Source organism: Lacticaseibacillus hegangensis, assembly GCF_003946465.1.
Lineage (GTDB): Bacteria > Bacillota > Bacilli > Lactobacillales > Lactobacillaceae > Lacticaseibacillus > Lacticaseibacillus hegangensis.
The window spans coordinates 84,395-107,972 of sequence record NZ_RHOL01000004.1 but is presented as its reverse complement, the minus strand read 5'-3'; the positions used below and the strand labels follow the sequence as shown (position 1 = coordinate 107,972).

18 protein-coding genes are annotated in these 23,578 nt (G+C 55.8%); 15 read left to right on the top strand and 3 right to left on the bottom strand.

Features of this window, described 5'->3' with window-relative positions; all coding sequences use genetic code 11:
* Positions 1 to 52: 52 nt before the first annotated feature.
* The gene (locus EKM86_RS01825; RefSeq protein ID WP_125754802.1) at positions 53 to 586 is read right to left on the bottom strand and encodes a transposase; all 534 of its coding nucleotides are present in this window, start codon (positions 584 to 586) and stop codon (positions 53 to 55) included.
* Between the two features lie 2,148 nt (positions 587 to 2,734).
* Between EKM86_RS01825 and EKM86_RS01820 the strand changes: the two genes are divergently transcribed.
* Both EKM86_RS01820 and EKM86_RS01815 read left to right on the top strand, forming a co-directional pair.
* Entirely contained in the window at positions 2,735 to 3,592 is an 858-nt protein-coding gene (locus EKM86_RS01820; RefSeq protein WP_125754801.1) for a sortase domain-containing protein, read from the top strand.
* 402 nt (positions 3,593 to 3,994) lie between these two features.
* Entirely contained in the window at positions 3,995 to 4,288 is a 294-nt protein-coding gene (locus EKM86_RS01815) for a hypothetical protein (protein WP_125754800.1), read from the top strand.
* A 192-nt stretch (positions 4,289 to 4,480) separates the two neighbouring features.
* Here EKM86_RS01815 and EKM86_RS01810 read toward each other — a convergent pair whose 3' ends face one another.
* Complete coding sequence (locus EKM86_RS01810) at positions 4,481 to 5,713, bottom strand: RNA-guided endonuclease InsQ/TnpB family protein (protein WP_125754811.1); 1,233 nt, start codon at positions 5,711 to 5,713, stop codon at positions 4,481 to 4,483.
* 104 nt (positions 5,714 to 5,817) lie between these two features.
* On the opposite strand from EKM86_RS01810, the gene tnpA reads away from it, so the two are divergent.
* From tnpA to EKM86_RS01790, 4 genes are all read left to right on the top strand, one after another.
* Complete coding sequence (tnpA, locus tag EKM86_RS01805; RefSeq protein WP_125754799.1) at positions 5,818 to 6,264, top strand: IS200/IS605 family transposase; 447 nt, start codon at positions 5,818 to 5,820, stop codon at positions 6,262 to 6,264.
* A 63-nt stretch (positions 6,265 to 6,327) separates the two neighbouring features.
* Positions 6,328 to 6,519, top strand: a complete 192-nt coding sequence (locus tag EKM86_RS01800; RefSeq protein ID WP_125754798.1) for a hypothetical protein — start codon at positions 6,328 to 6,330, stop codon at positions 6,517 to 6,519.
* A gap of 405 nt (positions 6,520 to 6,924) precedes the next feature.
* The gene (locus EKM86_RS01795; RefSeq protein ID WP_164506126.1) at positions 6,925 to 8,499 is read left to right on the top strand and encodes an LPXTG cell wall anchor domain-containing protein; all 1,575 of its coding nucleotides are present in this window, start codon (positions 6,925 to 6,927) and stop codon (positions 8,497 to 8,499) included.
* Positions 8,500 to 9,099: 600 nt separating this feature from the next.
* Positions 9,100 to 9,369 carry a hypothetical protein gene (locus EKM86_RS01790; RefSeq protein WP_125754796.1) on the top strand — a complete coding sequence of 90 codons (270 nt, stop codon included), beginning with the start codon at positions 9,100 to 9,102 and terminating at the stop codon, positions 9,367 to 9,369.
* 215 nt (positions 9,370 to 9,584) lie between these two features.
* On the opposite strand, the gene rpmB is transcribed toward EKM86_RS01790, so the two are convergent.
* The gene (gene rpmB, locus EKM86_RS01785) at positions 9,585 to 9,770 is read right to left on the bottom strand and encodes a 50S ribosomal protein L28 (protein ID WP_054665539.1); all 186 of its coding nucleotides are present in this window, start codon (positions 9,768 to 9,770) and stop codon (positions 9,585 to 9,587) included.
* Between the two features lie 183 nt (positions 9,771 to 9,953).
* On the opposite strand from rpmB, the gene EKM86_RS01780 reads away from it, so the two are divergent.
* From EKM86_RS01780 to smc, 9 genes are all read left to right on the top strand, one after another.
* Complete coding sequence (locus EKM86_RS01780) at positions 9,954 to 10,319, top strand: Asp23/Gls24 family envelope stress response protein (protein WP_054665536.1); 366 nt, start codon at positions 9,954 to 9,956, stop codon at positions 10,317 to 10,319.
* 25 nt (positions 10,320 to 10,344) lie between these two features.
* Entirely contained in the window at positions 10,345 to 12,018 is a 1,674-nt protein-coding gene (locus EKM86_RS01775) for a DAK2 domain-containing protein (RefSeq protein ID WP_125754795.1), read from the top strand.
* Between the two features lie 216 nt (positions 12,019 to 12,234).
* Positions 12,235 to 14,274, top strand: a complete 2,040-nt coding sequence (gene recG, locus EKM86_RS01770) for an ATP-dependent DNA helicase RecG (protein ID WP_125754794.1) — start codon at positions 12,235 to 12,237, stop codon at positions 14,272 to 14,274.
* Between the two features lie 27 nt (positions 14,275 to 14,301).
* Positions 14,302 to 15,306: a phosphate acyltransferase PlsX gene (plsX, locus tag EKM86_RS01765; protein ID WP_125754793.1), complete on the top strand. Its 1,005-nt coding sequence runs from the start codon at positions 14,302 to 14,304 to the stop codon at positions 15,304 to 15,306.
* A 54-nt stretch (positions 15,307 to 15,360) separates the two neighbouring features.
* Complete coding sequence (gene acpP / locus EKM86_RS01760; RefSeq protein WP_125754792.1) at positions 15,361 to 15,606, top strand: acyl carrier protein; 246 nt, start codon at positions 15,361 to 15,363, stop codon at positions 15,604 to 15,606.
* A 424-nt stretch (positions 15,607 to 16,030) separates the two neighbouring features.
* Entirely contained in the window at positions 16,031 to 18,319 is a 2,289-nt protein-coding gene (metE, locus tag EKM86_RS01755) for a 5-methyltetrahydropteroyltriglutamate--homocysteine S-methyltransferase (protein WP_125754791.1), read from the top strand.
* Complete coding sequence (gene metF, locus EKM86_RS01750; protein WP_125754790.1) at positions 18,297 to 19,169, top strand: methylenetetrahydrofolate reductase [NAD(P)H]; 873 nt, start codon at positions 18,297 to 18,299, stop codon at positions 19,167 to 19,169. The genes metE and metF overlap by 23 nt, the downstream gene beginning before the upstream one ends.
* 136 nt (positions 19,170 to 19,305) lie before the next feature.
* A complete protein-coding gene (rnc, locus tag EKM86_RS01745) occupies positions 19,306 to 20,004 on the top strand; it encodes a ribonuclease III (protein WP_125754789.1) in 699 nt (232 codons plus the stop codon).
* A 10-nt stretch (positions 20,005 to 20,014) separates the two neighbouring features.
* Positions 20,015 to 23,578: a chromosome segregation protein SMC gene (gene smc / locus EKM86_RS01740; RefSeq protein ID WP_125754788.1), complete on the top strand. Its 3,564-nt coding sequence runs from the start codon at positions 20,015 to 20,017 to the stop codon at positions 23,576 to 23,578.

The window sequence follows — 23,578 nt, the reverse complement described above, 5'->3', positions numbered from 1 at the left end:
TTCATGATATCAAAAAATGCAGGAAAACCGACAATTTCAAATCGCCATTTTCCTACATTTTATAGCCGCCATGCACAATTGTCTTTACCGCGTTCCGCTCTTTGAGGCTGTAGTGTGAAATGAAGAAGTCCTGGATGGTCTTATTCAAGCGATCACCCAACAGTGAAACCAGCGAATGGCTATCGCCATCGATGCAGATAAAGGACATCATGTTTTCAGTCGAACGAAACTCATCAAAGCAAAGATGCTCTGGAAGTTTTTTTGCAGGGCAATATTTGACGTTGGTATTCAGAATGCGTTGAACGGACGAGGCAGAGATCCCACTGATGGCGGCAATCGTCTTCAGAGGTAGGCTCTTCATTGAAAGCTTTAACACGGAGTCCTGGATTTCTCTGGCAATCGAGCGATTGAGCTGGACCAAGGGGGTCGTCGCAATCGTTGAGTGATGACAGTTAGTGCCCCACCAACGTTGCTTATTTAAATCCAGAATGGTTGGAATCTCAGTGGCCCCTTTGACATGAATGTGGGTCAGTTTGTGACCGTTAGGCCGCAAAGCTTCAAAACCACAGAGTGGACAGCGTTTCAACGTATAGGAAAGCGTCGCAAAGATTGTATGGTATTTGCGGCGTCGCGCATCCGTTCAACGATATTCATCGCGATCGTTTGAGACATGGATATTTGCATCTGGTATTCCTAAATTCGACAGTGTAGGATTGAACTGGGACATCGACAAATCGCCTCGCTAGCTTTTGGTTTGGACGCTTAGAGCATAGCATGGGGGACCTTATAGGTGCCCTTTTAATTTTGTCATTAAAAGAAGGACCTACACTCTCGGCGTTGGATTTCTCCAACACTAGAAAGTGTAGACCCGTTTTTGTGTTCAATGGTAATTGTGTTTCAGACGATGGTGGGCCACATCATCTTGTTGAGTCAGTGCGCGAATGGTTTTGGCTGCTGGTGATCATCAACAGGGAGTCACCAAATTTTTCGTGCTGAGTCGTATTTCTTGCGAGTGTGATTAACACCACTTAGAATTGGCAACTGGGTGGGGGAAGGGTTGTTAGTCCCTTCCCGCCGCTCCGCTCAAAGGGGGTGATGATCACCGAAAATACAGCGTCGGCTGCATCATCCAAGTGGCCGGCAATGAAACAAGCCAGTTGGCGTCCAGCTTGACTACTGTTGGATTTCACTCGTGGGTCTCACGGATCCGAGACCCACATCAAAATCTGTGTGCAGCCCATGAATGAGCAGTTCCCCCAAGAATCGCTATTCATGCAAGAAGGACGCCCACGGCTTGTTTCACCATTCTGATCGGAGATACGAAGACCTTGACCGGCATCGGTACAATGCCCGTCAGGGTCTTTTTGTTTGGGAAGGATGTCTGGCTTGTCTGATGGTCTGAAGGGGTTTTAAGCCGAAGCTCAGGAGTCAGAGCTTTCGGGGCTGCGCGGCTGGCACAGCAGGTGGTTGGCCGACCGAACACGTGGTGATTGCAATTAATTCCCCAAGCGATGGTGCCATGATCAACATCGATTGAAAGCTGATAACAGTCACAGTAGCGGGGGCGTCTGCAAAATTATTTAGTACCATTTTTGCGTTGACGGCGGAATCTCTTAGCGGCCGAGTTGATGAGGGCTAGGTGCCGGTTGAAGCCTGACTTCGGACAACAAGGGGGTGATTGTCAGTCGAATTAGCGGCCGAAAGCAGAATATTTGAGAAATGCGACGAAAAGATTGAAAAAGCCTATTGTTGGACAAAAATAACGATTTTGTCCAACTCACTCATGTGAGCGTAATCCGTTCATGGTCCCATGCTGAGCCGGATACTGATAGAGCCTGAAGCCACGCTGAGGGTGTGAAAACTAGCGGATTGTCCCTGATTCGCCCCCCAGAAGTGATTAAAGGGTGGTCCATTGTGGCACAGGATTAGACGCTGGTTGACTTGGACCTAAGCGAGGGATGGCGATTGTTTAGACACAGGGAGTGGATACCGGCTGTCGGTTGTGAAAGTAGCGCACCTGAATGTTTGGCTCGGCCCGGGTTCCCAATCCTGATAGATTCCCACGGCGTGTGATCGCGCAATTTTGCGTCCGCTGAAGCCGGCCGACTGAGCGGCAAGAACAGGCAACTATCCTTGACGTTCTTTGTTCGCCGGAATTGATTTGCGCCTTGGTGAGATCTGCCCAGACGGGGGTAAAAATAACAGCTGAGGGAAACGTTATTTACTGAAAACGGTCTCGCCTGTTTTAGCTTGCTGGTATTATTTTACCCTGAATGGTGTACCATCGCTTTCCTCCATTGTCTTTTAACCAGAAAAACGGTAATCTCCCCTTGATTAGGGCAATCCTTTATTTATCAGCGACTTAGCGCTTTCACACTGGCCTTTAAGAACGGTTTTGTGCGATGCTTATACCCCAATTTTTTCGCCCCAATCTTCGTCAATTCTGATATTTGCCGACGAAATATTTTCTGAAAATGCTCTTGCGCTTTTCTGCAAATCCCTGTATATTGGTCAGGTTGTCAAAAACACGGAAACAAATGGTTATCGGTTTTTCGAGTGAGTAGACAGGTTAATTGTTTCACGTGACCATTCGGGTCATATCGGAGTTGTAAGTCAGTAATAGCGGTGGGACGATCTCTGCTGGGAAAAGAAGAGAACGTCAGCATTTGGCCGCGCATTATGTAGGAGACCGGGGGGCTTCCTGCAGGTTAGGGGAATCTTTTTGAAAATCAATATGAAATTCTTGTCTCTTGGTGCCGCTGTCGTGATTGCGGGGGGCTTTGGTGCGGTGAACATCGTGACCAATGCAAGCAATGGCGATGTGGTTGACGCGTTAGAGCTGTCGACTACTGGCCACGGCAAAAGTGCCGCAGCGAGTACCAGTGCTCACCGGGCAATGCCTGCTTCCAGCAAGCAGGTCTCGGTCGCTGCAGCCAAGGACAAGAAGACGGCGCACCAGGCTGCGGCTAAGGCCGCCAGTGCTAAGGGTGCCAGTGCGAAGCCAGCGGCCGTAAAGCCGACCACGCCTAGCACCACTGCCGCTGCCAAGCCAGTTGCGGCTGCGCAGTCGCATCCGGCTGCACCAGTGCGTCACGTCGCAGCGCCCGTCCAGCACACTGCGGCACCAACTGCCGCTCAAAGCGCTGCGGCCAAGGCGGCCAGTATTCGTGCCACCACTGGGGAAACCTATGTGGGGACGATTTCTGGTTTGGGCCATTCGACGGTCGTCGTTCAAGGCAGCCGCAGCCGCACGAAGGCGCCTGCGCAGGCCGGCATGGCCATGACCTGGGGTGGGGCCACTCACATGACCACCACGGATGGCCTGACCTCTGAGATCGCGGGCCACGCGAAGAGCAACACCTTTTCCTGGATCATGGGCCTCGGCATTGGCAGCCGCGTCTCTGTGACTGATGCTAATGGTCAGTCGCGGACCTACACGGTGTACATGACTGATGACGTCAACGATGAGAGCTATTCCGTCAAGAACGGCGCAGACCGCTTGAACGCGATCCTCAGCCCCAACCAGGGCGAAGCGGTCGTCTTGCAGACCTGCATCTCGCAGACGGTCAACCGGCTAGTCTGGGCCCACTAAGGATTTGGTCGAGGCTGTCTCAAAACTCAAAATAGGATATGTGATCAGCCAACTTAAATCCCGTTAATGCTTACTCGCAAAAACTCTTCGAGAATAATTTCTCGAGGAGTTTTTTTGCTTTTATTAGATGTATGCGCCCGTGGAAAGGCGCTGGGCGGGCATCTGCAGATCGAGGCTGAGTTTGTGAAGAGCCTGAATTTGAAATATATTTGAGTCAGATATGCACATTACCTGACTTTTTCGGTGTTTGATTGTACAGTATACGTTGAGTGTATGACAATTAGCGTCAACGACGAACAGTTGAACTAGGTGTGAGCGGCAGATGTGGTAATTGTGGTCGCTGTGGGGGGACCGCTTGATGGAATCATCCTAGTCGGGATTTTAGATAAGAGGGGGAATGCGATGGGCAGAGCGATTGACATCACCGGTCAGGGGTTTGGCCGGCTGGTCGCCTTGCTAATGACGGGGCATTCGCAAAGCGGTAATGCGTTGTGGTTGTGTCAGTGTGACTGTGGCAATCAGATTGTGACGGATTCGAACCATCTGCGGCACGGGCTGGTGAGAAGCTGTGGGTGTCTGCGGCGAGAGCGGTCCCGGGAGAATATCTTGACCAATCCGAAGACCTTGGCGCGGATGAAGTGTGGCTCACCGACGCCCTACGACCCGGAGAAACCGATCCGCGTCAACCACCTCTGACTAAAGTCAGAGGCTTGTAAGCGCGTCGCCTAACGGCGGTGCGACCACAATTTGCTTAGATACAGCGATTGCCCGCAAGCGGGTCTTACGTGCTAATTACCAAAGCCTTTAGAGTCCGCAGGTTGCTAGACGGACTTGGCGCTTTAGCGCCTTAGTTCCGTCGGACACCGAAGGGCCAGACGGACTGTTTGGCTATTTGACGGCTAATCCTTTAGCCAAAATGTTTTTCGCGGCGTTATGGTCGCGAATGTGGAAGGCCCCACAATGCGGGCACGTCCATTTTCGGTCGGCCAACGTGAGCTTCTGGTCGCCAGTCATTACGAAACCGCAGGCGCTACACGTTTGCGTGGTGTTTCGCGGGTTGACCGTCACAAACGAGCGACCGTACAAGCCAGCTTTATATGCCAGCATACCCAAGAACGTTCGCCAGCCAGCATCGGCAATGCTCATTGCCAGTGCGTGATTGCGCAACATATTCTTGCTTCCCAACTCTTCCGCTACGACTAAATCGTGGTTCTTGATCAGTGCCGTAGACACAAGGTGGAGAAAAGCATTGCGGCGGTTAGCTACCTCACGTTGGAGATTGGCGACAAGCACCCGCTGCTTCTGGTAATTTTTGGCACTTCGCAGTGAACGATGTTCTTTCTTGGCCCGCAGTTGGCGGCGTGCTAACTTGCGTTGGGCTTTCGCCAACTGGCCTTGGATTGATCGATAGTAACGAGGATTAGCAACGACGTGGCCAGCCGAGTCAGTCAGGAAGTTGTCGGTATTCAAATCAATGCCTACCGCCGATTGAGCGGGCTTAGTGGCTTGCACGAACGGTGTGTCGGAGCCTAGCTGCATGGACAAGAAATACCGCCCAGTGGCGTCACGACGGATGGTGATGGTGCCAACACGGATAGCGTCAGCGTGATCGAACAGCCGCTTTTGCGAACCAGAGACACGAATTTTACCGAGGCCGCTGAGGGCAACATGTTTCTTGTCGAGAAAGCGGTTGGAGCCACCCGCAAGTCCTACTCCGTTTTTAGTGTAGCGGGTCGGCAGTTGGTAACTGCCATCATCACGCTTGCGGTGAAAGACTGGCACGCCTGAACGGTGCACCTGCCGAAACAGCCGCCATGCGCTCTGATAAGCTCGGCGGGCTTGGTCAACCACGTCGGTCCCGACGCCAGTGCCAGCTAACCAAGGGTGGATGGCAAACAGCATTTGAGTATTATTCTTGCGTCGTTGTAAGTAGGCAATCCGGTCTTGAACGATGGCGATTGGAATTTTGATCTGATGGAGCGAGTACAGTTCCTTGTCGATGGCGACCATTTCGTTGTAAGCAAAGCGGCTGGCATTAATGTTGTTGTCGATTACGCGCTTTTGTTCAGACGATGGGAAAAGACGCATTTTAAGCCCATAGTGATAATTCAAATCTGCCATTTTCTTAGCCACTTATTTTCACCTCCTCGCATCCATATTATACTACGCATGGTATAATACTGGCAACGAATCTTGAGCCAATAAAGGAGGTTACAATAATACTTATGGTAGAGAATCATGCAATTCATGAATGCGGCTATGTCTACAATTTTCACTATCATTTGGTTTGGGTAACTAAATATCGCTGTGCGGTCTTTACTACACCACAGCTTGTCGCAGAAATGCTTGAGATTTTGACCTCGGCCGCCAGCGACAACGACATTAACGTTGAGCAGGCAGAAGTGATGGCAGACCATGTGCACCTACTTTTAAGCTTTAAGCCAAGGTACGCCCCGGCTAATGTGGTCAAAATTCTGAAAGGTGCATCGGCACGTACTTGGTTTGTTGCTCACCCGGAAACTAAGAAGCTCCTCTGGGACGGGCACTTATGGTCGCCCAGCTACTACATGGGCACGCTAGGAGATATGTCAAAAGAAACCGTCGCTAACTATATTCAAAATCAGAGAACAGAAAGGGGAAAGGCGGGACGCCCAAGCAAAAAGGCTAACTAATTTTAGCCAGTGCGGGCTTACCTCCCCTGACTAAAGTCAGGGGTTTCTCGCCCAAAACATGTAATGAATTCTCGCAATGTCTCCGGGGTAACCGGCGTCAGTTGGGATGCGATCGCTAACCGCTGGTCCGCCCGGTTGACGGTGGGCGGAAAGCTGGTTTTGAACAAGGCCTTTGCGACCTTCAGCGACGCGGTTGCCGCGCGGCGGGCCGCGGAAGCCAGCTATCACGTTGCGCCGCGGAAGCCACGGCATTAGGCCGATTGGCTCAAAATTAGATTTGCGTGATTAGCTGATAAGAGAAAAATAATTTACTCTCCGAAACTCAAGCAGACGAAATAAACCTTGGGGGCTGGGGAGTTTTTGTTGGTATCAGTGAATTTATAGGCTGAGCGGGGAGTGCATGATTGATGGGGCGTGAGGACAACGTTATTCGCATAATTTATTGATTACCGTCCGTAATTTCTCATTCAGATGGAGAATTGATTATCCCAAGTGACCGGACACATTTTTATACTTACTTTTTCATGGTTTCAATCATTGTTTTCACCCGATATACTCATTGAGACAGGCGATACAAAATAAAGACTGTCGTATATGCCTGCCAACAGAAGTATGACGCAACTTGTACCGACGAGTTATCACTTTATAGGGGGAATTTTGATGAAGAATCGTTCCAACACGCTGAAAGCCGCTCGCTCCAATAAGGCCTGGTTCACTGCTGGGGTCGTTGCAGCTGGCTTGTTCAGCGTTTCTGCGATTGGGAGCACGACTGTTTCGGCTGCGACACTTGCGCAAGCCTCTGCGGCAAATACGCTTGCGGCGCCGAACCAGACAGGGAAGGTCCAGGCAGACCTTGACGCTTACGCCAAGGGTATGCAGATTGGGAGGACTGGTGCGATCTCGCTCCCGGCCCACTTTACCGATGGTCAGCGCGCCGACTACATTGAGGCGATCATGGCCGGGTTCAAGGCCGGCCAGCTAATGCACCAAAGCAAGCTGAACCACATCGACACCATCGCCGAGACCCCAAACAAGTCGACGCAGGCTTCTGATGACGCCGCAGCCAAGGCCAACAATGATGTCAATAATCAGAACCCAACCGATCCAACAGGCAAGGTCAGTGAAGATCTTGATGCTTACGCCAAGGGTATGCAGATCGGCAAGACTGGCGCGGCTTCGTTGCCGGCCCACTTTACCGATGGTCAGCGTGCCGACTACATTGAGGCGATCACTGCCGGGTTCAAGGCCGGTCAACTGATGCACCAAAGCAAGCTGAATCACATTGACACGATTGCCGAGACCCCGAACAAGTCGACTCAGACCTCAGATGACGCCGCAGCCAAGGCCAACAATGATGTCAATAACCAGAACCCAACCGATCCAACAGGCAAGGTCAGTGAAGATCTTGATGCTTACGCCAAGGGGCTGCAGATTGGCAAGACTGGCGCGGTTTCGCTGCCGGCCCACTTTACCGATGGTCAGCGTGCCGACTACATTGAGGCGATCACTGCCGGGTTCAAAGCCGGCCAGCTGATGCACCAAAGCAAGCTGAATCACATTGACACGATTGCCGAGACACCAAACATGTCGACTCAGGCGTCAAATGACGCCGCAGCCGAGGCCAACAATGATGTCAACAACCAGAACCCAACCAACCCGACCGGCAAAAGCGAGGAAGATCTTGATGCCTACAACAAGGGCCTGCAGATCGGCAAGACCGGCGCGGCTTCTCTGCCAGCTCATTTCACGGATGGGGAAAGCGCAGATTACATCGAAGCAATTAAAGCTGGGTTCAAAGCCGGCCAGCTGATGCACCAAAGTCAGCTGAATCACATTGACACCATTGCCGAGACGCCGAACATGTCGACGGAAGCCTCTAACGCGATGGAACAGGCGGTCAACAACAATCTGAACAAGATGGAAAACCTGCCGAACCTGTCGACCTTGGCCTCTGAGAAGGCCCGTGCAGAAGCCGAAAAGAACGGCGAGGACGGGGCAGAGGAGCCAGATTTTCCGGCCGCACTGATCATGCCAGCTGCGGACGTCACCACGCCGCGGCCAACTCCTGCACCCAACCCTGGTCATCCGGTCCATCAACTTGGCAAGAAGGCCGCAAACAAGCGTGTCTTGCCGCACACCGGCGAGAAGCCCAATGTGGCCGCTGCTGGGCTGGGCGTCTTTGCGACACTAGGGGCACTGTTTGGCCCGAGCGGGATTGGCCGCAAGCGCGCCTAACTGACAAGAATTTCATGGCCCTCAAGTGCTTTCAACTCTCTGACATGTCTGCTTCGGTGGGCATGGTTTTTGCTGTGAGACGGGCTCAAAAATATTTTTAAATACACCGAGAAAAATAGTTGACAGCGGTTTCATTGTGTGCAATACTAATTATGGATGACGAGTGGGTAGGGAAGGAACAACCCCATCAGCACTACTCGCCGACTACCGGGCGATCCGACCGTACCAGGGTTGACCCGGCATGCTGAGCCGCCAGCTGGTTGGCTATGAAGACCCTATTCGAATATAGGGGGTCCTTTCAGGACGCATGGCAGGATGCTGCTATCACTTTCCTAACTTAATAAAGAGACTCGAAGCGGCAACGCAACGGGGATAGCAGGCAGGGGCAACCCTGCAATAAAAAGCCACCGGGGCAACCACGGTGGCAGGGGACACCATTTCGAATGGAATGGTGTTCTTTGCGTGCCTTTTTTCGTCTGCGCCGCATTTGACCGCCAATCATTGGTCAATTAATTAGGTCAGTTATGCCCCTTTTGAACTATATTCGGCGTTTTAACTGTAAACTGATGATGATTAATGATCCAAGGCAGGGGTCCCACGATGAGTGCGCCATTAGACATTACTGGACAACGCTATGGCCGGCTAGTCGTGCTTGAGCGGGCCGGGCACAGTTCAAATGGTAATCTGCTCTGGCTGTGCCAGTGTGACTGCGGCAACCAGACGGTCGTCGATTCATATCGGCTACGGCACGGCGGCGTGCGGAGTTGTGGATGCTTGCGCCGCGAACAGTCGCGGAAGAACATTCTGGCCAATCCCAAAACGGCGGCCAAGATGCGCCGCGGTGACGCCCATAAGAAGCACATGGGCTAATGGCGGCCGTGCCTGACCCTCAGGCCCGTTAGCTAGACGCCTGAGTGGAGAAAGCAATTTAGCTCACTTCGAATCATGAGTTGAGCCGTTATTTTAGCATGTCCATTCACTTGGGCATGCCTTTTTATTTGGCGACGCAAAAGCCCCACTCGCGTGACACGAGTGGGGCTGAGCAGACAAAAAAAGCGCCACATGGACGCGATTTTTAATCGGGATTAAACCCGGGTCACTTTACCTGACTTGAGGGCACGAGCTGAAACCCATACGCGCTTCGGCTTGCCATCGATCAAGATGCGGACCTTCTGAAGATTGGCCTTCCAGGCACGACGGCTTGAGTTCAAAGCGTGTGAACGCTTGTTGCCAAAAGTCGTGTGACGGCCGGTAATGACGTCTTTTGCCATAACGAGGGACCTCCTTTGCAATCGCATGTTGCGATTTTTTTCACTCAACTAATTTATCATACGGCCGCGGGGAATACAAGGGCTAGCAAGGAAAATTACTTGACAGCTGCCGCCTTCCTTTCAAATAATGGGTTGCTATGCTAAACTATTTGGGAAATACCTAGTCAAATAGGAGGTTATCGCATGGCGGTAAAAATCAAGACCAAGTATGGCACCATCGATATTTCGAACAATGTCATCGCAACGGTCGTCGGCGGTGCAGCCACAGATATTTATGGCATCGTCGGCATGGCTTCGCGCAACCAGATCCGCGATAATTTGAATGATATTTTAAATCGGGAAAATTACGCTCGCGGGGTCGTCGTTCGCCAGGCGGACAACGGCGTCACGATTGAAGTCAACATCATCGTCGGTTACGGCACCAAGATCTCGGAGGTCTGCCGCAACGTCCAGGAGAAGGTCAAGTATAACCTGGAAACCATGCTCGGGGTCACCACTAATGAAGTGACGGTCATCGTGCAGGGCGTACGGGTGTTGGCTAACGACTAGCGGCGGCGCGAGGAGGACTGAACAGGTGGAAGTCACAGAAATTACAGCAGCGAAGTTCCAGGACATGATCCGCGTCGCTGCACATCGCATTAAACAAAACGCAGAATTCGTCAACTCACTGAACGTGTTCCCGGTGCCGGATGGCGATACAGGGACCAACATGACGCTGACCTTCCAAAGCGGTGCGAAGGCCGTGCTGGAAAGCGATAGTCAAAGCGTTGGCGAATTGGCCCAGCATCTGGGCAAAGGGCTGCTCATGGGGGCACGGGGCAACTCAGGCGTCATTTCTTCGCAACTGTTCCGCGGGTTTGCCAAGAACGTCGAGAAGAAGTCAACGCTGTCAGCGCAGGACCTGGCGGATGCTTTTGCCGCCGGGGTCGAAACGGCCTATAAAGCGGTCATGAAGCCGGTCGAAGGGACGATTCTGACCGTCGCGCGTGAGGCGGCCAAGGCCGGACTTAAGTCTGCGGCTTCATCCGATGATGCAGTCGTCGTGATGGCGGCTGTCACCAAGGCGGCCAAGCGCGCGCTGGCGAAAACGCCGGAGCTGCTGGCAGTGCTGAAGGAAGTCGGCGTCGTTGATTCCGGTGGCCAAGGGCTGGTCTTCTTATATGAAGGCTTCAGCGAAGGGCTCTCCGGCGAAGCGGCCGACGACGCCTATGTGCCGGACGAAGAAGAGATGGACGAAATGGTCAACGCCACGCATCACCAAGGCGCCCAAGCCCAGCTCAATCCGGACGACATCGTCTATGGCTACTGCACGGAGATGATGGTCGAACTTGGCAAGGGGGATAACCCGAAGTCATTTGACTATGAAGCCTTCCGCAATTACTTGAACACGCTGGGGGACTCCACCCTGGTCGTGACCGATGACGAAGTGGTCAAGGTGCACGTGCACACGGAGCACCCGGGGACCGTTTTCCGTTACGGCCAGCAGTACGGGACGTTGGCGAAGATCAAGGTCGACAACATGCGGCTTCAGCACGAGTCGATCATTGAGCGCGAAGAAGCGATTCAGCAGGACGACAAGCCGCAGCCGCTGGCAGAAATCGGCGTCGTGGCCATCGCGGCCGGTTCTGGGCTCGGCGAGTTGTTCAAGAGCCTGGGCGTCACCACCGTGCTCAGCGGCGGGCAGACGATGAATCCAAGCACCAACGACATTTTGGATGCCATCACCAAGGCCCACGCCAAGAACGTGATCGTGCTGCCGGATAACTCCAACATCTTCATGGCGGCTGACGAGGCGGCCAAGGCGGCTGAGGTCAACGTGGCAATCGTCAAATCCAAGACGATCAACCAGGGGATGACCGCGATGCTCGGGTTCAACCCGGACGCGCCGCTGGCAGAAAACCAGGAGCAGATGACCGAAGAGCTCGCCAATGTGGTTTCCGGATCGGTGACCCGGTCGATTCGCGACACCGTCATCGACGGCCTCGAAATTAAAAAGGACGACTGGATGGGCATCATTGATAACAAGATCAAGGTGTCCGAGACGAATCGCCAGCAGGCTGCCATCGACATGATCGAAGCCATGCTGGACGATGATTCTGAAATCATCACGCTGATTATCGGCGAGGATGGCAGCCGGGAAGAGGCCGACGCCATTTCCAAGACCATCACAGATGCGCACGAGGACCTGGAAGTTGAGATCCACGAAGGCGACCAACCCGTTTATCCATATTTGGTTTCAGTTGAGTAGTTTGATGCAGACCGGAGACCACGTCCGGTCTGTTTTTGTTCAAGGTGCAAAGGGTTCGCGCACTTAGGGGGACAGCTAGCCTAGCTCAAGGCATTGCCAGCGTCTTTTGCTGGCGAGGCCTTGAGCGTAGCTAGATGCTCCCCCGTTGCGAACCCGTGCCCGATTCCGCCAAGCCGTAGCCCGATTCCGTTGCCCGTTCAGAAAGGAGGGAACCCCATGTCACTTACCGATCCAGTCACCGTCCTACCCGGCGTTGGCCCCAAGCGTCAAGCCGCACTGGCTAGCTTAGGCCTGGAAACCGTCGGCGATGTGCTGTTTTATTTTCCCTTCCGGTATGACGACTTGCAGGTCAAGGACCTGGCCGAGGCGGCGGACCAAGAAAAGCTGACCATCAAGGGCGTCGTCGTGGCGCCGGCAGTGGTGGCCCGGTTTGGGGCGCACAAGAATCGGGTGAACGTGCGCCTACAGGTCGACCGCAGCGTGGTGATGGTCACCTTCTTCAACCAGCCGTGGCTCAAGGACAAGTTTGAGCAGGGCAGCGAGGCGGCCATTTACGGCAAGTGGGACGCCAAGCGCCACACGATGACCGGAATGAAGGTCCTGGCCACGCAGACGCAGGATGCGCCGTCTCTGGCTGGCATCTATCCGGTCAACAAGAACATTCGTCAAAGCACGCTGGTCCAGCTGGTCAAAGACGCCTGGGCGCGCGACGCCGACAACATTCAAGACGTCGTGCCCAGCGCGGTGCGGGCGAAGTTCAAGCTGATGTCGGACCGCGAAATCGTCCACGGCATGCATTTTCCCGATACGCCGCTTGAGGCCAAGGCCGCCAGGCGCAGTGCCGTGTTCCGCGAATTTTTCCTGTTCGAGACGCAGATTCAGGCGCTGCGCGAGGACAATCAAGGTGAGGCCAACGGGCTGGCGATTCCTTACGACAACCAGGCACTGCGGGGGCTGATCAAGACGCTGCCGTTCGAGCTCACCACTACCCAGAAGCGGGTGGTCAACGAGATCTGCGCAGACATGCGCTCGCCGCACCACATGAACCGTCTGCTGCAAGGCGACGTTGGGTCAGGGAAAACCATTGTCGCTGCCATCGTGATGTACGCTGCGGTCACAGCGCGGTATCAGGCGGCACTAATGGTGCCGACCGAAGTGCTGGCCGAGCAGCATTACGCCAAGCTGACGAAGCTGTTCGCCGATTTTCCCGTCAAAATCTCGCTGCTGACCGGCGCGACAACCGCGGCGGCGCGCAAAACCATCAAGGCCGACCTGGCCAGTGGGGAGTCCGACATTGTCATTGGCACGCACGCGCTGATTCAAAAGGATGTCGACTTCGCCAACCTCGGGCTGGTCATCATTGACGAGCAGCACCGCTTTGGGGTCAATCAGCGCAAGATTCTGCAGGAAAAAGGGCTGAAGCCGGATCTGCTGGCCATGACGGCCACGCCGATTCCCCGGACGCTGGCCATCACCGCTTACGGTGAAATGGACGTGTCCACGATCGACGAGCTGCCGGCGGGCCGCCAGCCGATCACGACCACCTGGGTCCGCAAGAATCAGCTGCGCGAGGCGCTTTCGCGCATCAGCACGGAACTTGCCGCCGGCCACCAAGTCTTTGCCATCACGCCGCTGATTGCCGAATCGGAGAAAATCGACCTGCAAAACGCCGAGCAGCTGTACGAGGATCTGAACAAGGCCTTTGGGGCCAAGTACCAGGTCGCCCTGCTGCATGGGCAGATGAAAAACGACGAAAAAGATGACATTATGCGCCGGTTCAGTCAAAATGAGATTCAGGTGCTGGTGTCGACCACGGTCGTTGAAGTCGGGGTCGATGTGCCGAACGCGACCGTGATGATGATTTTTGATGCGGACCGGTTCGGGCTGGCCCAGCTGCATCAGCTGCGGGGCCGTGTCGGGCGAGGCAAATCTGCGGCCTACTGCATTTTGGTGGCGGACCCGAAAAATGACGCAGGCGTTGAACGCATGACCGTCATGACGGAAACCACAGACGGCTTTAAGATTGCTGAAAAGGACTTGGAACTGCGCGGCTCAGGTGATATTTTCGGTGAAGCGCAAAGCGGGCTGCCGGAGTTCAAAATTGCCGACCCGGTGGCGGATTACGCGACTTTGAACGCGGCACAGCAAACGGCGGTGGGTCTGTTCAAGGCCGATCCGACACTTTCGGCGCCTGAGTTTGCGCCGCTGCGTGCGTACCTGGCGCGGCGCCAGCAGGCAATCGGCAGCTTGGATTGAGAACAGTGTGAAGAGGAGAATAAAACGATGAAAATTGCTATCGATGCGATGGGCGGCGATCACGCCCCTGAGGTTGTGATTCAAGGGGTTGAACAGGCCCGCGACGAGCTTCAAGACGTCGACTTTCTGCTTTACGGGGACGAGAACAAGATTCGGCCCCTGCTGAAAAACGATTCTCACGTGACGATTATTCACACGACTGAGAAGGTCAACTCCGACGACGAGCCAGTGCGCGCGATTCGCAGCAAGAAGCAGGCCTCCATGGTCCTGGCCGCCCAGGCCGTCAAAAGCGGTGAGGCCGACGCGATGATCTCGCTGGGCTCAACTGGGGCGCTGCTTGCGGCCGGCCTGTTCATTGTGGGCCGCATCAAGGGCATCGACCGGCCTGGCCTGATGCCGACTTTGCCGACCACGGACGGCGCGGGTTTTGTGATGCTTGACGTCGGCGCCAACGCCGAGAACCGGGCGTCGCAACTGGTTCAGTACGCGATTATGGGCGACTTTTATGCCCGTGATCTGCGCGGGCTGAAAAATCCCAAGGTGGGGCTGCTGAATAACGGCACCGAAGCCAATAAAGGCAACGAGCTGCATCAGGAGACTTACAAGCTGCTCAGTGCGCTGGATGGGATCAATTTTGTCGGCAACGTCGAATCTGACTCGATCCTCAAGCACACGGCAGACGTGGTGGTGACTGACGGCTTCACCGGCAACGCGGTGCTCAAGACCATCGAGGGCTCGGCCCGCACCATTTTGGGGCTGGTCAAGCACGCCATCATGGACAACGGCGTGAAGGCAAAGCTCGGCGGGCTGCTGCTGAAGGATGGCATTCAGTCCGTGGCCAGCACGTTTGACGTGTCCAGTTATGGCGGGGCCGTCTTGCTGGGGCTCAAGGCCCCGGTCGTCAAGGCGCACGGCGGCGCGGATGCCAAAGCCGTTTACTACACGGTCAAACAGGTCAAGCAAATGGTGGAAACCGGCACCGTCCAGAAAGTGGTCGATTACTTCCAGGCCCATCCAGCGACCAAGGCGTGACAAAGCACCCCAAATCAGGTATGCTAAATTGCGTGAAAATCAAGGAGGCGCACTATGTCAGAGCAGGAAGTATTTGATAAAATCGCCGGGCTGATCGAGGACCACTTCCAGGTCCCGGCGGCCAAGGTCACCAAAGAGTTGAACTTTAAGACCGACCTCGATGCCGACTCAATTGATTCCGTTGAGTTTGTGCTTGAGCTCGAGGATACCTTTGGGGCCGAGATCCCAGACGAGGATGCCGAAAACATCCAAACCGTCGGGGATGCGGTGCAGTACGTACTCGATCACCAAAATAAGTAAGCAATCGATGACCACCTGGCAGGCCCGCGCTCACCAGGTGGTTTTTTAGTGCGGAAGTTCATGGGTTTTTAATTTTCGCTGGGTTTATTGTTGACAGGGCCTTGCATTCAGGGTTAGAATTTTCACAACATTAAAACGCGATTAAAAGATGAGTAACCGACGAGTCTGGAACAGAAAGCCGCAGGGGATGAGAAGCGGTGCAGGCAACTCGGCGAAGATGGTCTTTGCTGCCGCGGCCGGCTGAGCATTTGCAAAGTTGGTCTGGGTGCGCCCATTACAGCGCCGAGTCTCACCGCAAGGTCGGACTGATCGAGGCGGCTGGCGTGAGTCAGTCGTGTATACAAGGTGGTAACGCAGCCAAGCTGCCCTTGCACTCTCTAGGAGTGTGGGGGCGGCTTTTTTTATCGCAAAAAGGAGCAAAATCATGACAACAACAATTATTGGTTATCCGCGCATCGGGGCCCACCGTGAGCTCAAGTTTGCGACCCAGCACTATTTCAAGCAGCGCATCTCCGCCGAGGAGCTGCAGGACACGGCGAAAAAGCTGCGTCAGGCCAACTGGGCAACCATCAAGCAGGCGGGGATCGACCAGGTGCCGACCGGTGACTTTTCATTCTTCGACACCACCTTGGACACGGCCTTTCTGCTCAACATTGTGCCGCAGCGCTACCAGGACCTGAAGCTGGCGCCTCTAGACGAGTACTTTGCGCTGGCCCGCGGCTACCAAGGCGCAGCGGGCGACGTCAAGGCGCTGTCCATGAAGAAGTGGTTCAACACGAACTACCATTACCTGGTGCCTGAATTTGACCGAGATACCCAGATCAAGGTGCGCGACTGGCAGCTGTTTGCCCAATTCAAGGAAGCCAAGGAGCAAGGCATCAACGCGCGGCCAACGCTCGTGGGGCCGTACACGCTGCTGCACCTGAGCCGCTTCCTGGATGGCAAACAGCCAGCGGACTTTGTGGACGCGCTGGTGGCGGCGTACGCCGAAATCATCAGCCGCCTGGTCGGCGAAGGCGCCGAGTGGATCCAGCTGGATGAGCCGGCGCTGGTGTTTGACCAAACGGATGCGGACAGGGCGCTCTTCAAGCAGCTTTACACGGCAGTTCTGGCTCAAAAAGGGCCCGCGAAGATCCTGCTGCAGACGTACTTTGGCGACGTCACCGATTCCTACCAGAATCTGACCAGCCTGGCGTTTGACGGGTTTGGCCTGGACTTCATCGAAGGCAAGGTCAACTTGGACTTGCTGACGACGCAAGGCTTCCCGAAGGACAAGGTGCTGTATGCCGGGGTGATCAACGGCAAAAACATCTGGCGCACCAACTACGATAAAACGCTGACGTTGCTGTCTCAGCTGGACGAGGTGGCGGACCAGATCGTGCTTTCGACCTCGACGTCGCTGCTGCACGTGCCATACACCACCAAGAACGAGACGAAAATCGACCCCGCAGAGTTGCGCTACCTGGCGTTTGCTGAAGAAAAGCTGACTGAGCTGCGCGAGCTGGATGAGGCGCGGAAGGCCAAGCGCGACACGCCGGCGGTGCTGACGAACCGGCACCTGTTTGCCACGCCGCGCTACGATGAGGACCCGGCCATCAACGCCAAAATTGCGGCGTTGAAGCCGGAAGATTACAAGCGGCTGCCGGCACGCAAGGAGCGCCTGGCGATTCAGGCCAAGGAGTTCAACCTGCCAATTTTGCCGACCACGACAATCGGGTCATTCCCGCAGACGGCGGCGGTGCGTAAGAATCGCGCCGAGTTCCGCAAGGGCAACATCACGGAAGAAGAATACACTGCGTTCAATCACAAGGAAGAGCGGCGCTGGCTGAAGATCCAAGAGGACCTCGGACTGGATGTGCTGGTCCACGGCGAATTTGAACGCAACGACATGGTCGAGTACTTTGGCGATAACCTCAAGGGCTTCCGCTTCACCGAAAACGGGTGGGTGCAGTCCTATGGGACCCGCGGGGTCAAGCCGCCGATCATTTGGGGTGACGTGGTGCGCACGCATCCGATCACCGTGGCGGAGTCGGTGTACGCCCAGAGCCAGACGGACAAGCCGGTAAAGGGGATGCTGACCGGGCCGGTGACGATTCTCAACTGGTCGTTCCCGCGCGAGGATGTTTCGCCTAAGGTTTCCACGGAGCAAATCGCACTGGCGCTTCAAGGCGAAGTGCTGGATCTGGAAAAGCACGGCATCAAGATCATCCAGATCGATGAGCCGGCCTTGCGGGAAAACCTGCCGCTGCGCAAAAAGGACTGGAACAGTAAGTACCTGGACTGGGCCGTGCCGGCATTCCGGCTGGTCGGCGCGAAGGTGCAGCCAGGGACTCAGATTCACACCCACATGTGCTACTCCGAATTTGGCGACATCATCGAGGCCATTGACGCGCTGGACGCGGATGTGATTAGTTTTGAAGCCGCCCGCGCCGACATGACGCTGCTGGATGTGCTGCACGACGTTCACTTTGAGACCCACGTCGGCCCTGGCGTATACGACATTCACTCGCCGCGCGTGCCGTCCAAGGACGAAATCGTCAAGATCATTCACGAGATTCTCCGGCGCATTCCTAAGGAGAACGTCTGGATCAATCCTGACTGTGGTTTGAAGACCCGCGAGGAGCCTGAAACGGTCGCGAGCCTGCGCAACATGGTCGAAGCGACCAAACAGGTACGAGAGGAGCTCGCGCATGAAAGTCAACCGACTGTTTAATGATCATCAGGTCCTGTCCTTCGAGTTGTTTCCGCCGCGCCGCCGGAACACTGATGATGACTACCGCCGCATTGATGACACCATCAGTGCCGTTTCCGAGCTGAATCCGGATTTTGTTTCGGTGACGCTTCACACCGGGGCCAAAGATCAGCGCCGCGTGACGCTGGACCTAGCTGACCGGATCCAGCAACAGTACGGTCTGCCGGCGGTTGCGCATCTGCCTGCGGTGCAGCTGACGACGGCCGAGGTCGACAGCCTGCTGGATGACTTCAAGGCGGCCGGCATTGAAAATATTTTGGCCTTGCGCGGTGATATTCCTGATGGCGGCCGGGTTGCCAACGATTTTCCGCATGCCAGTGACCTGATCACGCACATTCACGAGTACGGCGACTTTAACGTCGTCGCGGCCTGTTACCCCGAGACACATCCCGAGGCGACCAGCCCCGAGGCTGATTTGCGCCACTTGAAGGAAAAAGTCGACGCTGGGGCCTCTCAGCTGATCTCGCAGCTGTTCTTCGATAATCACGTCTTTTACGACTTTGTGGCGCGGGCGCGGGCAGCTGGCATCCAAGTGCCTATCGAGGCCGGGATTATGCCAGTGCTCAGCCAGCACCAGATCGACACGATGGCCTTGACCTGCGGGGTCAGCTTGCCGGAAAAATTTCTCAGCATGATGAAACACTACGAGGGGCGCCCCGAAGCCATGCGTGACGCTGGCATTGCCTACGCCATCGATCAAATCGTTGACCTGATGGTGCACGGGGTCGATGGCATCCACCTTTACACCATGGACAACCCGACGGTCGCCAAGCGCATTGTTGAGGCGACGCGGTCCCTGGTGCGTCAGTAATTTAGCTTAGACGGCACGCCTGCAAGCAGCAGGCGTGTCTTTTAAGCTCATCCGCGTCATTGGGCGGCTGGTGTTAGACCCAGTCGTTCTGTATAATGGATTAGAGTATGTTTAGCCAAATTACAGGAGGTCAACAATGGTCGCATCTGAGTTCGTCAGTGAGTTACGCCAGCGGTACGAAATCGAGTTCAAAGACTTGAGCCTGCTCGACGAAGCGTTTACGCATTCGTCCTACGTCAACGAGCATAAGGAGCTCGGCCTCAAGGACAACGAGCGGCTCGAATTTCTCGGGGATGCCGTGCTTGAGCTGACGGTCTCAGATTACTTGTACCGGAAGTTTCCAGACCTGCCGGAAGGCGACCTGACGCGGATGCGTTCGGCGGCAGTCCGCACGCGCGCGTTTTCAGGCTTTTCCAAAGAAGCGCACTTTGACCGCTACATCAAGCTGGGCAAGGGCGAGGAACGCGCCGGGGCCCGCAAGCGGTTGACCTTGCTGGAAGACCTGTTTGAAGCCTTTAACGGTGCCTTGTACCTGGACCAGGGCCGCGAAGCCAACATTAAGTTTGCCAAGCAGATCATTTTTCCTAAAATTGACGCCGGCGAGTTCTCAGCCGATATGGATCACAAAACCGCGCTGCAGGAGTACGTCCAGCAGGATGGGGAAGTCGACATTGAGTACCACTTGCTGGCGGAATCTGGCCCGGCGCACGCCCGGCAGTTCCAAGTGGACGTTGCGGTTGACGGCACCGTGCTCGGCTCTGGTGTAGGCAAGAATAAAAAAGCGGCGGAGCAGGCCGCGGCCGACGATGCGTTGACCAAGCTTCGCGCAAAGTGAGTGAAAGTGCATGCAGTTAAGACATCTGACAATCAACGGCTTCAAATCGTTCGCGGATAAAACCGAGATTGATTTTGTGTCCGGCTTGACCGGCATCGTCGGGCCTAACGGGTCAGGCAAAAGCAACATCACCGAGGCCATTCGCTGGGCACTCGGCGAACAAAGCGCGAAGTCTTTGCGCGGCGAGAAAATGGGCGACGTGATCTTTGCCGGCACCGCCACCCGGCCGCCGCTCAACCGCGCCGAAGTGACGATGACGTTTGATAATTCAGACGGCTATTTGCCGAAGCAGCCGGCCGCGGTCACGGTGACCCGGCGGCTTTTTCGTGATGGCGAATCGGATTTTCTGATCAACAATCAAAATGTCCGGCTTAAGGACATCGTCGACCTGTTCATGGATTCGGGGCTGGGCAAGGAGAGTTTCTCGTTCATTTCTCAGGGCCGCGTCGAGGCGATTTTTAATTCGAAACCAGAGGACCGGCGCGGCATTCTTGAAGAAGCCGCCGGTGTTTTGAAGTACAAACAGCAGAAAACCAAGGCCCAGGCGGAGCTCAAAGAAACGCAGGACAATCTGGATCGCATCAACGACATCGTGTCCGAGCTGCACAAGCAAGTCACGCCGCTAGCCGAGCAGGCCTCACTGGCTCGCGACTACGAACGCCAGACGAAAGACTACCAGCGCATTCATAAAGAAATTCTGGCCCTGGAGATCCAGCAGTTGGCTGACGAGCAGACCAAGACGCAAGGGGAAGCCACGGTCACCAAGGAGACCGTGGCCGCGCTGACTGCCAAGGCCAAGCACCTGGAGGGCCAGTCGGAAACCCTGACGGCGACCGACCAGGAGCTGGACGCCAAGCTGACCAAGCTGAACGATTCGCTGCTATCTCAATCGATGAAGCTGGAAAGTCTCACCGGTGAGGTCAACGTGTCGTCCGAGCGCGCCAATAACGCGCAGGAGACCTTGAAGGATCTGCAGGCGCAGTTGGCGCAGGCGCAAACCGACCTGGCCGATGCGAAACAGCGCGTGGCAAATCTGACGCGCACTCAGACCGAACAAGCGGCGCAGCGCAAGCAGTTAGCCGAAAAGTTGACGGCTGCACGCGCCGGCGCGCAGTCGCCGGAAGCACTGGCCAAGCAGCTCGATGCAGCCCAGGCCAAATATATTGACCTGCTGCGGCAGCAGGCGGACACCAAGAATGCCCTGGCCGCTGCGCAAAAGGATCAGCAGGTGGCGCAGAACCAAAGCGCCGCCGACCGGGCGCGGCTTTCCGAGCTGAACAAGCGCCAGCAGGCTCAGCAGGAGACAGTCGATCAGCTGATCGGGCAGGTGGCCAAACTGACCGCCGCCAGCGAAGATGCGCGCACCAAAGCGGCGGCGGCGCATGAACAAGCGGAAACCGTTCAGCAGGCGTTTGCGGACGCCCAAGACCGCCTCAACCAGGCGACCACGCTGTACCAGCGCGCCAACTCGCGCTATGAGACCCTGCAGGAGCTGAAAGATGATTACGCCGGATTCTATTCCGGCGTGCGCGCCGTGCTGAAAAATAAGGCGCAGCTCGAAGGCGTCATCGGCGCCGTCGCCGAGCTGCTGGCTGTGCCAAGCAAGTACCAGCAGGCCTTTGATGTGGCCTTGGGTGGCAGTTTGCAGGCGATCGTGACGACTTCTGAGCAGGCCGCCAAGCAGGCCATCACGTACCTCAAGCAGACGCGGGCCGGGCGGGCGACCTTTTTGCCGACCGCTGTGATCCGGCCGCGGAACCTGCCGGCGAGTGTTGCCGCCGAACTGGCTGGCCAGCCTGGGTTCATCGGCGTCGGCGTCGAATTGGTGCGCTTCCGGCCCGAAGTGGCGCCGGTCATGGAAAACCTGCTCGGCAGCCTGATCGTCGCCGAGACCTTGGACGCCGGGATCAAACTGGCCAATTTGACACACCATCGCTACCGCATTGTGACGCTTGACGGTGATATTTTGACTCCCGGTGGCGCCTTGACCGGTGGCCAGACGCGCAAGCAAGGCGTGTCGCCGCTGGCGCGCACCCAGGAGGTCACGCAGCTGCACGCGCAGCTGCGGCAGATGAAAGATGCTTTGGCCAAGCAAACCGACTTAGTGCATGGCCTGCAAGCCAAGCTGACTACCGCCCAGACTGCAGCCACGGAAGCCGACCGCGCGGTCAATCAGGCGCTGGCGGATCTTTCCGCCCAAAAAGCCCAGCTGGATGCCCAGCAGGCTAGTTTGACCCAGCTTGACCGGCAGCGACAAGCCGCAAAGCTGGCAACCGGGACCGCCGACGATTATGATCAAAAGATCGAGACGTTGACCGGTCAGGCGGAAGCAGTGGCCAAGGCGTTGACCGAGACTCAAGACCAAATCGACCGCACCAAGGCGCAGCAAAGCCAGGCCGAGGCCAGTGCGGCTGAGGTCCAAGCAAAAGTCAACGACTTGCAGACGCAACTGGCGGTGCTTAAAAGCACGGCCGAAACCACCAAGACCCAACTGGCGCAGTGGCAAGATCAAGTGCAAACCAGTACCCAATCCTTGGCTCAGCTGAAGGAACGGATCGCCAAAATTCAGCAGGCGGCTGAGGAAAGTGCGACTGACAAGCAGACCCGGACGCAGACCATCGCCCAGTTAAAAGTCAGCACCAAGGCATTGCGTGAGGAGCAAGACAAACTGACCAAGGAGAAAGCCACCAATCGCGGCAAACTCAGCAGCGTGTCGGCCGAAATCACGACGACCTACACCCAGCAGCACACGGCGATGGCACAGGCCGAGCAGCAAAGCGCCTCGCTTTCGCGGATCAAGGTTAACCTGGATAATCGACTGGCCACATTGTCGGAAGATTACCAGCTCACTTATGAAGCGGCCCTGAAGGCCACGACCAGCAAGCCGGCAGAACTGCCGCAGCTAAAATCGCAGCTCAAGCTGTTAAAGCGCGGGCTGGACGAGTTGGGCCCGGTCAATCCGAACGCGATCACTGAATACGAGAATGTCAAGGAACGGTTTGATTTCTTGACCAAGCAGCAGGACGACTTGATCGCCGCGAAAACCCAGCTGGAAGCCACGATGGGTGAGCTGGACGAAGAGGTCAAAAGTCGCTTCAAGGACATGTACGAGGCCACCAACGCCGCCTTTGAAGCCATTTTTCCGCAGATGTTTGGCGGCGGAGAGGCGCACCTGACCCTGACCGCTCCGGACGATCTGCTCAATACCGGGATCGAGATCTCAGCGCAGCCGCCTGGCAAGAAGCTGACGCGGCTGTCCCTGCTGTCTGGGGGGGAGCGCGCGCTGACGGCCATTGTGCTGTTGTTCGCGATTCTGAAGGTGCGGCCGGTGCCATTTTCCATTTTGGATGAAGTTGAGGCCAGCCTGGACGACGTTAACGTCGATCGCTTCGGCCACTTCCTGCGCGATTACAGTTCGGACACGCAGTTCATTGTCATCACGCACCGGCGCGGCACCATGCTCGCCGCCAACATGCTGTATGGCGTGACGATGCAAGAATCCGGTGTGTCCAAGATGGTCGCCGTGTCCTTGGATCAGGTTCAAGATGAAAATACCGAGCCAGTTTCAAAATAG